We start from the raw sequence: 14,006 nt of genomic DNA, 5'->3' as shown, positions 1-14,006 counted from the left end.
GCAACAGATATGCGGCTTCCTGTCTTTACAGATCTGACCGGCCTCCATAGCATTTTCCCACGCTCGGTATATCCGGGCCACGACAGGGAGGAGCATGTCGGCAATTCGCTGCATGCGAAGGGAGGAAACATGAGGAATACCACACTTCTGGGTGCGGCAACATTTGCCATGATGGCAAGTATTGCGCCGGTGCATGCCGATACCAGTGACAAGCGCATCGCGCTGTCCAACAACTATGCTGGCAATTCCTGGCGTCAGGCAATGCTGGAATCCTGGTCCGAAATCGCAGGTGCTGCGGCGCAGGACGGTGTTGTGGCGGCAGCTGATGCGTTCACCACATCTGAAAATCAGGCCACTGAACAAGCGGCACAGATCCAGAATCTGATTTTGCAGGGCTATGACGCCATTGTGCTGAATGCAGCATCGCCGACTGCGCTGAATGGCGCGGTGGCCGAAGCCTGCAATGCAGGACTTGTCGTCGTCAGCTTTGATGGCATTGTCACGGAACCCTGCGCGTGGCGCATCGCGGTTGATTTTCAACAAATGGGCCGCGAACAGGTTGACTATCTTGCCAGCCGACTGCCTGATGGCGGGAACCTGCTGGAAATACGCGGTCTTGCCGGTGTGTTCGTCGATGACGAGATTTCGGCAGGCATTCATGACGGTGTCGCGCAACACAGCCAGTTTGACATCGTCGGTGCGGTTCATGGTGATTGGGCGCAAGAAGTCGCGCAGCGTGCCGTTTCCGGCATTCTGCCATCACTGCCCGAGATTGCCGGTGTCGTAACACAGGGTGGCGATGGCTACGGCGCTGCGCAGGCCATCCGCGCGGCAGGCCGTGATATGCCCATCATCGTGCTGGGCAACCGTCAGGACGAAATGCAGTGGTGGGCGGACCAGCGCGATGCCAATGGCTATGAAACGCTGTCGCTGTCAATCGCACCGGGCGTGGCCACGCTGGCATTCTGGGTGGCACAACAGATCCTTGACGGGCAGGACGTGCCCAAGGACCTGACCGTGCCGTTCCTGAAGGTCACGCAAGACACGCTTGATGAAACGCTGGCGCAAACGCCTGCGGGATCGGTGGCCAATGTCACCTACTCGCTTGACGATGCGCGCGCCGTGATCGCCGAGGCGGACTGACACGACATGTCCGCAGAAGCGCAAGATAATGCGCCGATTGTTGCCCTGACCGATGCAGCCAAGTCGTTTGGCGCGGTCAGGGCGCTTGACGGTGTCAGCCTGTCGATCAGGCCGGGGGAATGCCTTGGGCTTGTGGGGCATAACGGGGCGGGGAAATCCACGCTTGTCAATGTTGTGAATGGCGGGCTGTCCCCCACAGCGGGGCGCGTTGATTTTCCCGCATCCGGTGCAGATACCGCGCTTGTTGCGGGTGTGCGGTCGGTGTTTCAGGAATTGTCGCTTTGTCCCAACCTGACGGTTGCGGAAAACCTGCGTATTTCCCATTCGGGCTTGCGCGGGCCGGGCTGGCGGCGTGCGGCCCGCGCCGAAATTGCGCGCACACTTGATGCGGTCTTTCCCGGTCATGGAATTGACACCGAAACACCTGTCGAGGAATTGGGCATTGCCGAACGCCAGATGGTTGAGATCGCCATCGGGTTCGCCCCGCGCGGGCAGGATGTGCGGCTGGTCATCCTTGATGAACCGACATCATCACTGGACGCGGCGATTGCAGACCAGTTGGTAGCCTATGTCCGTCAGTTCTGTGAGCAGGGCGGAGCGGTCATTTTCATTTCGCATATGATGGGCGAGGTGTTTGCCGTTGCATCGCGCATTCTGGTCATGCGCGATGGCAAGGTCGTGGCCGACCGCCCAGTTGCTGATTTCACGCGGCAGGGGCTGGTGGATGCTATGGGCCATGTCGCGGATGACACTGCCACCACCGCTGTCGCGCGCGATTTCGGGCCTGAAGTCGTGCGCACCGATGACGGACTGGCGGCGCGCAAAGGCGAAATCGTGGGTCTTTCAGGGTTGGCAGGTCACGGGCAGGCGCAGGCGCTTGCGCATCTGTATCTGGGCGCCACGTCGGCATGGCGTGCGCGTCGTGACCCGCAAATGGTGTTTGTCGCCGGTGATCGCACCCATGATGGCATTTTGCCCCTGTGGTCGATCCTGCGCAACATATCTATTGGCGTCCTGCAGCAGTTTACACGGCGCGGGCTGGTTGACCAACGCGCCGAAACTGTCCTTGCCAAGGACTGGAAGCAACGCATCGGCATCCGCACCGGCGATCTGGCCAACAACATACTGTCCCTGTCTGGGGGCAATCAGCAGAAGGTGCTGTTTGCGCGTGCATTGGCATCGACTGCGCCGGTGGTGGTGATGGACGACCCCATGCGCGGGGTCGATGTCGGGACAAAGCAGGGCGTTTACGCAATGATCCGAACCGAGGCCGCAAAGGGACGCACCTTTTTGTGGTATTCGACCGAAACCGACGAGGTTTGCCAGTGCGACCGTGTTTTCGTGTTCCGCAACGGCCGGATTTCGGCAGAACTGACCGGTGATGCGATCACCGAGGAAGGCATCCTGCGCGCGTCTTTTGAAATGCAGGACGCATGAGCATGCGCAGGTTATTTTCTAAGTATCGTATTTTGCTGCCTGTGCTGTCGCTGGCACTGCTGCTGGCGGCGACATTCTACATGCAGCCCCGCACCATGAGTTATTTCGGGGTGAATCTGTTGTTCAATCTGGCCGTGCCCATCGCGCTGGCTACGATTGCACAGATGTGCATCATGATGGTCGAGGACATTGACCTTTCGGTGGGGGCTTTTGTCAGTCTGGCCGCTTGCGTTACGGCGACACTGTTGAATGACCAGCCCGCGCTGGGCGTGGCGGTGCTGGCCGGTCTGGTCGCCGCATATGCGGTGATGGGCGCGGTGATCCACCGGCTGGAACTGCCTGCAATCGTGGTGACATTGGGCATGTCTTTTGTCTGGGGCGGGCTTGCATTGTTCATCCTGCCCACACCGGGCGGGGCCAGCCCGGGCTGGTTACGCGGGTTGATGACATCAACCCCGCCCATGGTGCCGATGGCCGTTGTGGCGTCTGTGGTGATCGCGACAGTGGCGCATTTGCTGATAATCCGGTCCGGCATTGGCACTGTGCTGCGCGGTGTGGGGGGAAATGCGCGGTCTGTCGCGCGCGCGGGCTGGCCGGTGATCCGGCTGAAGGCGCTGGCCTATGGTCTGGCGGGATTGTTCGGCGTTCTGGCGGGTATGGCGCTGGTCGGGCTGACAACTTCGGCCGATGCCAATATCGCGCTGCGCTACACGCTTCTGTCCATTGCAGGCGTCATCCTTGGCGGGGGTGAATTTACCGGCGGCAAGATCAGTCCGGTGGGCGCTGTTATCGGCGCGTTGACGCTGACGCTGGCGGCGTCGTTCCTTAGCTTTTTGCGCCTGTCACCCGACTGGCAGATTGGCGCGCAGGGCGCAATTCTGATCCTTGTGCTGATGGCACGGCTTCTGTTCACGCGACGCAACGCACGCGACGGGTCGGGGGGCATATGAACACGCTTATTTCACGCCCATGGATATGGTCATGGCTTGCCGCCGCTGGCGCATTCCTGCTGACAATGCTGCTGACAGAAGGGCGCGGCGCGGGCGAGCTTGCCTATGCCGCGCTGTCATTCGGGGCCTTTGCTGCCATTGTCGGGCTGGGCCAGATGATGGTGATCACGCTGGGGCCGGGCAATGTCGATCTGTCGATCCCAGCCGTGATGACTTTGTCGGGCACGCTGGCGCTGAAGGCGATGGGGTCAGTCCCCGGCACTGAACTGTGGGGCTTGGGGGTTGCAGTCGCAGTCGGGCTGGGGGCGGGAGGCGCCAATTTCGCGCTGATCTATTTGCTGCGTTTGCCGCCCATTATTGCGACGCTGGCCGCTTCGCTTGTATATCAATCGGTCGCGATCTGGTCCAACCGCGGGCTGCGGATCCGCCCGCCCGAAGCGCTTGCTGATTTCGCCACAGGGCGTGCGTTTGGCGTGCCGAATGTTGCGCTGGTGGGGTTGGTGCTGGCACTGGTGGTCTGGGTGGTGCTGGAACGCAGCATCTGGGGGCGGTGGCTGCTGGCATCGGGGCAGAACATGCGCGCGGCACGGCTGGCGGGTGTTCCGGTCCAGATGGTGCGCGCCGTCACCTATCTTGCAGTTTCCGTTCTGGCTGCGGTGGCGGGGTATCTGCTTGCCAGCTTTTCAGGCGGGGCTTCGCTGAATATGGGTCAGGAATATTTGCTGATGTCGATCGCGGTGGTGGTCATTGGCGGCACATCCATCGCGGGGGGCAATTCCAATGTGCCGGGGGTCTGGGGCGGTGCGCTGTTCATGTTTCTTGTTGTGTCGATGCTGAATTCCTATGGCTTCGGCGCGGGCGTGCGGCTTGTTCTGACCGGCGCGATCATCATCGGAATTGTCATTGTTGCCAGCACCCGGAGGGCGCGCGCATGATCTCGACACCGCCGCATCTGGAAATCCATGACGCTGCCTTCGCGTCGCTTGTTCACCCCATGTCACAGCTGGAACGGGTTGCTACAGGGTTCACTTGGGTAGAAGGGCCGGTATGGTTCGGGGATCATGGCTGCCTGCTGTTTTCCGACATCCCGTCCCAACGCATTATGCGTTGGTCGCCCGACGGGGTAACACTGTTCCGGCAGGGGGCCGGCTTCAACAATGGCAATACGCGCGACAGGCAGGGGCGTCTGGTCGGTTGCCGCCACGGACCACGCGATGTCGCCCGCACTGAACATGATGGCAGCCTGACCGTGCTGGCATGCACCTATCAGGGGCGGCGGCTGAATTCGCCCAATGATGTGGTTGTCAGTTCGGACGGCGCAGTGTGGTTCACAGACCCCACCTATGGCATCGATTCCAATTTCGAGGGGCGGCGCAGCGATTCCGAACAGGATGCGCGGCATGTGTTCCGAATTGATCCCGAAACCGGTATCACATTGCCGGTCGTATCCGATTTCGTGCAACCGAACGGGTTGTGCTTTTCGCCCGACGAGACCCGCCTTTATATTGCCGAAAGCGGATCTAGCCATGACGACAGCGTGCCTTCTGTAATTCGCCAGTTTGATGTTGCAGGCGGCACGCTGACCGATGCAGGCGTATTTGCCCATATTGACCACGGCCTGCCGGATGGCATCCGGACAGACGAGGCGGGAAACCTCTGGTCATCGGCGGCAGACGGTGTGCATTGTTTTGCGCCCGACGGTCGCCTGTTGGGCAAGATACTGGTGCCTGAAGTGGTGGCAAACCTGTGTTTTGGCGGGACTGATGGTCACCGGCTGTTCATCACTGCAACCACATCAGTCTATTGCATCTTCGTGGACATAAAGGGCGCAGAGCCGTGGACGCGGGGCGCAGGACCGGTGTGACAATCGCGGCGGGGCATTTGTTCCCCTTGCGGCTGGAAACAATGCGACACCAGATTACGGGATGACGGCATCAGTATTGTTGCGCACCACCAATAACGACGATATCGCCCGCCGGTCCGAACCTGCTGGCGCAGGTCCGGATTGAAAATGACCCGCAAGATGCAGGGCTTCATCCATAGCGGTGTGCCATCTGCCTTTCCATGTCTGTCAGCGATGCGCCACGCTGCTTAGCGGGCCCACCCCGCGCCAACCCGAACGGGTTATCTGCCTTCACCCACAAAAGAGCTGCGAATAATGCGCCGATGGTGAAATTCCGTGCATATCGGCTGGTATGACGACAAGTGTTAAATGAAATATTTCATTTTTATTTTGCCTTTGAAAAATATTTCATTTTGTATCGGGTCAAGGAATCAGAAAGGATGACGCTATGCCATCAATCAATATGGGCTTCGTGCGCAAGTGCTTTCCGGGGTTACAGCACGGCACTGTCTTTTTGGACAATGCAGGCGGCTCTCAGGTGGCGAAGCAGTCGGTGGACCATATTGTCGCGTTCCTTTCGGGTGAGAGTGTCCAGCTTGGCGCCAGCTACGCTGCCTCGCAAAAGGCGGGCGCTGTGGTTGCGGATGGCCGCGCTGCCATTGCCACTCTCATGAATGCTGCGCGCCCCGAAGAAATCGTCATGGGTGCAACCGCAACCCAGTTGCTGGATCAGCTGGCGCGCAGTCTTGTGCAGGGCTGGCAGGCTGGTGATGAAGTGGTCGTCACGAATTTCGACCATGAGGCAAATATTGGTCCTTGGCGCAAGCTGGAAGCCCACGGCATTAAAATCCGTGAATGGAAAATGCCGCGCGGCGTTGATCTGCCTGATCTGGACGATCTACGCGCCCTGCTGAATGACCGGACACGGATTGTTGCAGTCACACATGCCTCCAATATCTTCGGCACCATAATGCCGGTGCGTGAAATTGCCGATCTGGTGCATCAGGCGGGCGCGAAAATCTGCGTTGATGGCGTGGCCTATGCCCCGCATCGCGCGATTGACGTGCAAGCCCTTGACGCAGATTACTACGTCTTTTCGGTCTACAAGGTATATGGCCCGCACCATGCCGCACTTTTCGGCCGCTATGATTTGCTGCGAAATGAGGCGCGCAACATAAATCACTTCTTCTATGGCGAGGACAAGGTTCCCAACAAGCTGGAACCGGGCAACGCGAATTATGAACTCGCCGCGGGGTGCCGCGGTGTTGTCGAGTATCTTGAAGCCTTCGCCGCCGCGCATGGCGTGAACGCCACCGGCCGTGCCGCTGTCGAGGCGGCGTTCGATATCATGGCCGATCATGAAGCCGTGCTGTCAGAGCGGCTGCTTGCCTATCTGCGATCACGCGATGATGTCACGATCCTTGGACAGGCGGTGGCCGACAGGGCCGCGCGCGTGCCTACGATTTCCTTTATTGTGAATGGTCGCAGCTCCGAGGCGCTGGTGCGTCAGGTGGACCCGTCCGGTATTGGCATCCGGTTCGGGGATTTCCATTCCAAACGTCTGGTCGAAAGCCTGAACCTGTCCAGTGGTGACGGGGTGATCCGCGCATCAGCGGTGCATTACAACACGGTCGGGGAAATCGACCGTTTGATCGACCAACTTGAACGTCAGCGCTGATCGGGCGCTTGCGGACGACAGGTCAGAGCGGGCTTGTCGGCACTCCTCTCCTCCAGCTCAACAGGGAAATAACCATGAAAACATCCTTCTTGCTTTCAACCTCTGCATTGGTTCTTGCAGCAGGCGTCGCGCAGGCCAGCACGCTTCAGGACGTGCGCGACCGTGGCGCGGTGGTCTGCGGTGTGACGCAGGGCGTTCCCGGCTTCTCGAACCCCGATGATGCGGGCAACTGGACCGGATTTGACGTCGATATCTGCCGCGCGGTTGCTGCCGCTGTTCTGGATGATGCGGACGCGGTTCGTTTCGTGCCGCTGTCCAACACCGAACGCTTCACCGCGCTGCAATCGGGCGAGGTCGATATCTTGTCGCGCACAACCACACGCACACTGAACCGCGACACTGCGCTGGGCCTGAACTTCGCGCCGGTTGTGTTCTATGACGGGCAGGGCTTCATGGTCCGCGAAAGCCTTGGCGTTGCATCCGCGCTTGATCTGGACGGCGCAAGCGTCTGCGTCTCGGCAGGGTCAACCACCGAATTGAACCTTGCCGACTACTTCAGCGCCAATGACATGAGCTATTCGCCCGTGCGTTTTGACCGCGCCGACGAGGTTCTGGCTGCCTATGACGCCGGACGCTGCGATGTGTACACGTCCGACCTGTCGGGCCTTGCTGCGCGCAGGCTGGTCATGGAAAACCCTGCAGAGCATGTCATGCTGCCCGAAACCATCTCGAAAGAGCCGCTGGCCCCTGTGGTGCGCCATGGTGATGATCAGTGGTTCGATATCGTGACATGGACTGTCTATGCCCTGATTGGTGCCGAAGAAATGGGCGTCACATCTGACAATATGGATGAAATGGCCGAAAACGGTGGTCCCGACATCCGCCGCCTGTTGGGGGTGGGCGACGAGAATATGGGCGCATGGATGGACCTGGAAAATGATTGGTCCGCAAAAGCCATCGCCGCTGTCGGGAACTACGGTGAATTGTGGGAACGCCATCTGGGCATGAACACCCCGCTGGAGTTGGAGCGCGGCCTGAACGAGCTGTATACCAATGGTGGCATTCAATACGCGATGCCCATCAAGTAAGTCCCCAACCCGCACATGACGAAGACCCTATGCCGGAAGATACCCCGGCATAGGTGTCCCGCAACCTGTGTCCTTTAGGGGCGCAGACCCTGCCTTTGGAACCAGTCTGGAAGATGCAGTATATGGCCGATACCACTACACAAAGCGTTGGGCATCTGCCCTCTGGCCCACCTCGCGCGCCCTTTCTTACGCGCGCGCGCATACGGTCATTGGCCGTGCAGCTATTGTTCCTGACGGCCCTTGTCTGGATTGTCTATTTCCTGTTCTCGAACACGATGGCGAACCTGTCGCGGCAAGGGATCGCATCCGGTTTCGGATTTCTGGGCAACCGTGCAGGGTTTGACGTCTCGCTTAGCTATATACCCTTCTCCTCGAACTCGACTTATTTGCAAGGGTTCTGGGTTGCGGTGATCAACACGCTTGTCTTGTCGGCGCTGGGCATTGTGCTGGCAACGTTTCTGGGCTTTGGTCTGGGGCTGGCGCGGGTGTCGCGCAACTGGCTGGTGGCGCGCCTTGCAACTGTCTATATCGAGATTTTCCGCAACATTCCCCTGCTGTTGCAGCTGTTCTTCTGGTATTTCGCAATCCTGCGCCCGCTTCCGGGGCCACGCGACAGCGTAGAGTTTGGCGGCATTGCGTTTTTGAACAATCGCGGGCTGATCATGCCGGAACCCGTTTTCGGGACCAGCGGAAGCGCCATTCTGGCGGCCTTGGGGGTTGGTTTGATCCTTGGCGTCATCCAGACGCGGCGCATGCGCAAATTGCGCGATGCCACCGGCGATGCAGGGCCGGTCTGGCCGTGGTGGTTGGGCGGGCTGATTGGCCTGCCGTTGCTGGCATGGGCCGTAAGCGGCGCACAGTTTGAATTGATTGTGCCGGAACTGCGCGGTTTCAACTTTCAGGGCGGCATGGTCATCCTGCCTGAAATGCTGGCTGCGCTGCTGGGCCTTGCCTTCTATATTTCTGCCGCAGTGGGCGAGATTGTGCGCGCGGGCATTCAGGGGGTCGCAAAGGGCCAGTATGAAGCGGCCGTCGCAATGGGCCATAGCCGCTGGGAAATGATGCGGCTGATAATCCTGCCACAGGCCATGCGGATCATCATTCCGCCACTGGCGACGCAATACCTGTCGCTGGCCAAGAACACCTCGCTCGCGGCTGCGATCGCGTTTCCGGAAATCATCTCGATCGTGGCGGGCACCACGCTGACCCAGACAGGGCAGGCCGTTGAGACGATCCTGCTGGCCATGGGCTTCTATATCACTGTCAGCCTGTTCATTGCGGCTGTCATGAACTTCCTTAACTACAGGGTCTTGCGCAATGACAGATAAGTTGCTGACCGCGAATGCGGCTATCCGCGAACAGACCGGCATCCTGCCGCCCGCCGAAGCGCGCTTGCCGCCGAAGGTGCATACCGGCCCCGTAGACTGGATTCACCGCAATCTGTTCCCTGACTGGCGACAGGGGCTGTTGACGATTGCGGTGCTGTATCTGCTGTATCTGTCCATGCCGGGGTTGTATAACTGGGCCATTGGCAATGCGACATGGGTGGGCGACCGTGCCGACTGCGTGGCCAATGGCGGAGCGTGCTGGGCATTCGTCAACGCGCGCTGGGGCCAGTTCATGTATGGGTTCTATCCCGTTTCCGAACGCTGGCGCGTTGATCTGACCTTCGTGCTTCTGATCGCATCGGTTTTGCCGCTGCTGTTTCCCGCCACCCCCGGAAAACGCTGGATTCTGGGTTTCGCGCTTCTGGTCTATCCGGTGATTGCGTTTTTCCTGCTGTATGGTGGCATTCTGGGCCTGCCGGTGGTGGAAACCGCACGCTGGGGCGGGTTCATGCTGACCTTGGTTGTGGCGATTTCCGGCATGGTGGGCAGTTTGCCGCTGGGCATATTGCTGGCGTTGGGTCGCCGGTCGAAGATGACAAGCATCCGGTTGTTCTGCACCACCTTCATCGAGTTGTTTCGCGCCGTGCCGCTGATTACCGTTTTGTTCATGGCATCGGTCATGTTGCCGCTTTTCATGCCGCAGGGCTTTACACTCGACAAGTTGCTGCGCGCCCTGCTGGGGGTTGCCCTGTTCAACGGCGCATTGATGGCCGAGGTTATTCGCGGGGGCCTGCAGGCCATTCCGCGCGGCCAGTACGAGGCAGCGACAGCGTCCGGCATGGGCTATTGGCGCATGATGATTTTCGTGATCCTGCCGCAAGCCCTGCGCATTGTTATCCCCGGTATCGTCAACACCTATGTCGCAATCATCAAGGACACCACGCTTGTGCTGATCATCGGGTTATTCGACCTGTTGGGCATTGTTCAGGCAGGGATCGCGGATTCAAACTGGCTGTCGGCCTCGGTCACGAAAACCGGCTATGTTTTTGCGGGCATGGGCTTTTGGGTGCTGTGTTTCGGCCTGTCACGATACAGCATGTATCTTGAGCGACGATTGAACACAGGCCACAACACATAGGATCAAGACAAAATGCAACAAAACCGGACCAGTCCTTCAATCGCGGGCAGTACAGATATGAATACAGATGATGTGATCCGCTTCGTGGACGTCAACAAATGGTTTGGCACGTTTCATGTGCTGAAAAACATCAATTTGTCAGTAAAAAGCGGCGAGAAGATCGTCATTTGCGGGCCTTCAGGGTCGGGGAAGTCCACGGTGATCCGTTGTGTGAACCAGTTGGAAACCCACCAGATGGGCCGCATTCTGGTCAACGGGCGCGAAGTGCATGACGACATGAAAGGGCTGGAACAGGTGCGTGCCGAAATCGGTATGGTGTTCCAGAGTTTCAATCTTTATCCGCATTTGACCGTCGTGGAAAACCTGACACTTGCGCAGATCTGGGTCCATAAACGCCCCCGCAAGGAAGCCGAAGAACGGGCGCATCATTTTCTGAAACGTGTCCATATTGAAGAACAGGCGCAGAAGTTCCCTGGCCAGTTGTCGGGCGGCCAGCAGCAGCGCGTTGCGATTGCACGGTCACTATGTGCCAATCCTAAAATCATGCTGTTTGATGAACCGACATCGGCACTGGACCCCGAAATGATCAAGGAAGTGCTGGATGTCATGGTCGAACTGGCCGAGGAGGGCATGACCATGGTGTGCGTCACCCATGAGATGGCATTTGCCCGCAAGGTTGCAAACCGCGTCATCTTCATGGATCAAGGACAGATTGTAGAAGAAGCCAAACCGGAAGAATTTTTTGATGCGCCAAAGTCCGATCGCGCCCGCCTTTTCCTGTCGCAAGTGCTTCAGCACTAGTCGCCCGGCACCCCTATGGAGCAATCACCGGCCATGACCCGCGCATCAGCATTGCCCCCGCCGCATGATCTGGAGCAGTTTCGCACCCTTCTGCTGGAGGAGCGTCACCGCTTCACCCGAAAAATGCTGGAGGCGGGTGGCTACGCTGTTAGTAACCCGCATGATGTGGCGCTTAGTCCGGTGTCGCAACTTGCTGTGAAATCGGGCATTGCCGCGACAAGTTTTGTGCGTCTTGCGAAGGCCATGGGGTTCAACGGGTTCAGCGATATGCAGAAGGTGTTTCGCGCGCCCTTGCAGCGCGCGGCCCCCGCCACACTGGAAGAACGCATTCGCCATTCGCGTGGCGAACAGGTCGTGCCCGATCCCGATGATCTGATTGCGCTGACGAAATCCTTCAGTCTTGCGAATATGGCGTCGCTGGATCATCTGGTCGAACGCGTGGACAACCTGCCGCTGGCTGAAACTGTGGACAGCATTCTTGCTGCGCGTGTGGTCTATGTGATCGGCGTTGACAGGTCCTTTGCGGCTGCATCCTACCTGTCCTATGCGTTGAACCGTGCGGGGGTGCAGTCGGTCCAGATTCTGGGGCTGGGCAGCGCGCTGGAAGATCACGCCGCGGTCATGGCACCCGATGATCTGTTGATTGCAATCAGTTTTCCACCCTATGCGGATGATACTGTCAGCGTTACGCGGTCGGTGCGGCAGCGTGGAAACCCGATCATTGCAATTACCGACAGCCCCGTCAGCCCGATCACCGAACGATGCGCGCATCTGCTGACCATCGAGGACGCCGAATTCCACGGGTTCCGGTCGGTGTCCGCGCTGATGACGGTGGTGCAGGCCCTGATGATGGGGATTGCCTATCGCAAGCGGCATCTGGAAGGGGGCATTGATCTGGACCAGATCAATGCCTGATCGGTGAAGCTGTTGCCAGTTTGCCGCTGAAAGGAATAGACATGAGCCTTGATCTTATTGTCCGTGGCGGCACAGTTGTGACGGCCTCGGATACGTTCAAATGCGACATTGGTGTTGCAGACGGGCGCATCGTCCAGCTGGCTGCCGTGATCACCGACGACGCTGCCGCAGTATATGACGCGCGGGGACTGCTGGTCATGCCCGGCGGCATAGATAGCCATGTGCATCTTGCGCAACCCTCTGGCGAGGGGGTGGAAATGGCGGATGATTTTGCATCGGGCACGCGATCCGCGCTGTTCGGGGGCAATACGACTGTTATGCCATTCTGCCTTCAGGAAAAGGGGCAGTCCCTGCGCCAGGCCGTTGATGCCTATCACGCCAAGGCGCGCAACAACTGTCTGACAGATGTCAGTTTCCACCTGATCATCACGGACCCGACGCCAGCCGTGCTGGGGCAGGAATTGCCCGCGCTGATTGCGGCGGGCTACAAATCGGTCAAGGTGTTCATGACCTATGAAGCCATGCGCCTGAATGATGCCGAAATCCTTGCCACTATGGATGCAGCGCGCAGGGCGGGCGCGGTCATGCTGGTCCATGCCGAGAATGAGGACGTCATCCGCTACTTGTCAGATGCCCATGTGCAGGCCGGGAATGTTCACGCCAAGGCACATGCCAGCACACGCCCCATCGCCGCAGAGCGCGAAGCCACGCACCGCGCCCTGACCTTGGCCGAGGTGGTGGACGTGCCCGTTGTGATCGTGCACATCTCTAACGGGCCGACGATTGACGAGGTGACGCGCGCGCGCGCCCGTGGGCAGCGCGTGATTGCCGAAACCTGTCCACAATACCTTTTGCTGACGAAAGATGACTTGTCCGCTGATGGATGGGAAGGCGCGAAATATGTATGCTCGCCCCCGCCGCGTGACCGGGACCAGCAAGACGCCTGCTGGCGCGGGCTTGAAACCGGCGTGTTCGATTTGTTTTCATCCGACCATTGCCCGTTCAGGTTTGATGATACCGCAGGCAAGAAACGGCCCGGCGGCACGTTTGTTCATATACCGAATGGCATTCCGGGGGTTGAGACGCGTATGCCAATTCTGTTTTCCGAAGGTGTCAAGAAAGGGCGAATTGATCTGAACCGCTTTGTCGCGCTGACCTCGACCAACCATGCGAAGGCTTATGGCCTTTATCCGCAGAAGGGGACGATCGCTATTGGCAGTGATGCGGATCTTACGATTTGGAACCCCGATGTGTCGCGGACCATCCGCCACCGTGATTTGCACGATAACTGCGACTATACCCCCTATGAAGGACTAGAGGTTGCTGGCTGGCCGGTTGCCGTCTACTTGCGGGGGCGGTTGATGATGAAGGATGATATATTGCTGGGCAGCGGTTCGGATGGTGAGTATCTCCTCCGACCCGGTTGACACAGCAGATCGGCGCGCGCCTGTATGGGACGATAAGACCGCAATGGCGGGTATGTGTGGCTGCCGGCTGCCTTGGGTGCAGCCATGGATCGCATGCCCCCCTGCCTGATACGCTTGCGCGCGGAAGCGGCAACGCTCCTTTGTTTTCCAGCATATCCGGTTCACCGTCAGTTCCGGCAATCTGGTGACGTGTCATTGCATTCGGAAACGTGACACGCGCCGCCCTGTCAGATTCAGTTGACGGACGGCCATGCGAAT

12 protein-coding genes are annotated in these 14,006 nt (G+C 59.1%); all 12 read left to right on the top strand.

Features of this window, described 5'->3' with window-relative positions; genetic code table 11:
- The first annotated feature begins 129 nt into the window (after window positions 1-129).
- The 12 genes from ACTIE1_RS08830 to hydA all read left to right on the top strand — a co-directional run bounded on the left by ACTIE1_RS08830 (window position 130) and on the right by hydA (window position 13,748).
- Window positions 130-1,143: an ABC transporter substrate-binding protein gene (locus ACTIE1_RS08830; protein WP_439561499.1), complete on the top strand. Its 1,014-nt coding sequence runs from the start codon at window positions 130-132 to the stop codon at window positions 1,141-1,143.
- Window positions 1,144-1,149: 6 nt separating this feature from the next.
- Window positions 1,150-2,580: a sugar ABC transporter ATP-binding protein gene (locus ACTIE1_RS08825; RefSeq protein WP_439561498.1), complete on the top strand. Its 1,431-nt coding sequence runs from the start codon at window positions 1,150-1,152 to the stop codon at window positions 2,578-2,580.
- Window positions 2,581-2,582: 2 nt separating this feature from the next.
- The gene (locus ACTIE1_RS08820; RefSeq protein ID WP_439561497.1) at window positions 2,583-3,530 is read left to right on the top strand and encodes an ABC transporter permease; all 948 of its coding nucleotides are present in this window, start codon (window positions 2,583-2,585) and stop codon (window positions 3,528-3,530) included.
- Window positions 3,527-4,465 (top strand): ABC transporter permease, encoded by a 939-nt coding sequence (locus ACTIE1_RS08815; RefSeq protein WP_439561496.1) that lies wholly within the window; start codon window positions 3,527-3,529, stop codon window positions 4,463-4,465. The genes ACTIE1_RS08820 and ACTIE1_RS08815 overlap by 4 nt, the downstream gene beginning before the upstream one ends.
- On the top strand, window positions 4,462-5,394 hold the full coding sequence (locus ACTIE1_RS08810; RefSeq protein WP_439561495.1) for an SMP-30/gluconolactonase/LRE family protein: 933 nt from the start codon (window positions 4,462-4,464) through the stop codon (window positions 5,392-5,394). The genes ACTIE1_RS08815 and ACTIE1_RS08810 overlap by 4 nt, the downstream gene beginning before the upstream one ends.
- Window positions 5,395-5,821: 427 nt before the next feature.
- A complete protein-coding gene (locus ACTIE1_RS08805) occupies window positions 5,822-7,051 on the top strand; it encodes a cysteine desulfurase-like protein (RefSeq protein ID WP_439561494.1) in 1,230 nt (409 codons plus the stop codon).
- Window positions 7,052-7,125: 74 nt separating this feature from the next.
- Complete coding sequence (locus ACTIE1_RS08800; protein WP_439561493.1) at window positions 7,126-8,139, top strand: amino acid ABC transporter substrate-binding protein; 1,014 nt, start codon at window positions 7,126-7,128, stop codon at window positions 8,137-8,139.
- 122 nt (window positions 8,140-8,261) lie between these two features.
- Window positions 8,262-9,467, top strand: a complete 1,206-nt coding sequence (locus ACTIE1_RS08795; RefSeq protein ID WP_439561492.1) for an amino acid ABC transporter permease — start codon at window positions 8,262-8,264, stop codon at window positions 9,465-9,467.
- Complete coding sequence (locus ACTIE1_RS08790) at window positions 9,457-10,605, top strand: amino acid ABC transporter permease (protein WP_439561491.1); 1,149 nt, start codon at window positions 9,457-9,459, stop codon at window positions 10,603-10,605. The genes ACTIE1_RS08795 and ACTIE1_RS08790 overlap by 11 nt, the downstream gene beginning before the upstream one ends.
- Window positions 10,606-10,662: 57 nt before the next feature.
- Entirely contained in the window at window positions 10,663-11,406 is a 744-nt protein-coding gene (locus tag ACTIE1_RS08785; protein WP_439561490.1) for an amino acid ABC transporter ATP-binding protein, read from the top strand.
- Window positions 11,407-11,439: 33 nt separating this feature from the next.
- The gene (locus ACTIE1_RS08780; protein WP_439561489.1) at window positions 11,440-12,321 is read left to right on the top strand and encodes a MurR/RpiR family transcriptional regulator; all 882 of its coding nucleotides are present in this window, start codon (window positions 11,440-11,442) and stop codon (window positions 12,319-12,321) included.
- 41 nt (window positions 12,322-12,362) lie between these two features.
- Window positions 12,363-13,748, top strand: coding sequence for a dihydropyrimidinase (gene hydA / locus ACTIE1_RS08775; RefSeq protein ID WP_439561488.1), 1,386 nt, complete (start codon window positions 12,363-12,365; stop codon window positions 13,746-13,748).
- Window positions 13,749-14,006: the final 258 nt, after the last annotated feature.

The sequence above is a fragment of the Roseinatronobacter sp. genome, assembly GCF_051859525.1.
Taxonomy (GTDB): domain Bacteria; phylum Pseudomonadota; class Alphaproteobacteria; order Rhodobacterales; family Rhodobacteraceae; genus Roseinatronobacter.
This window is presented reverse-complemented; position numbering and strand designations above follow the sequence as displayed.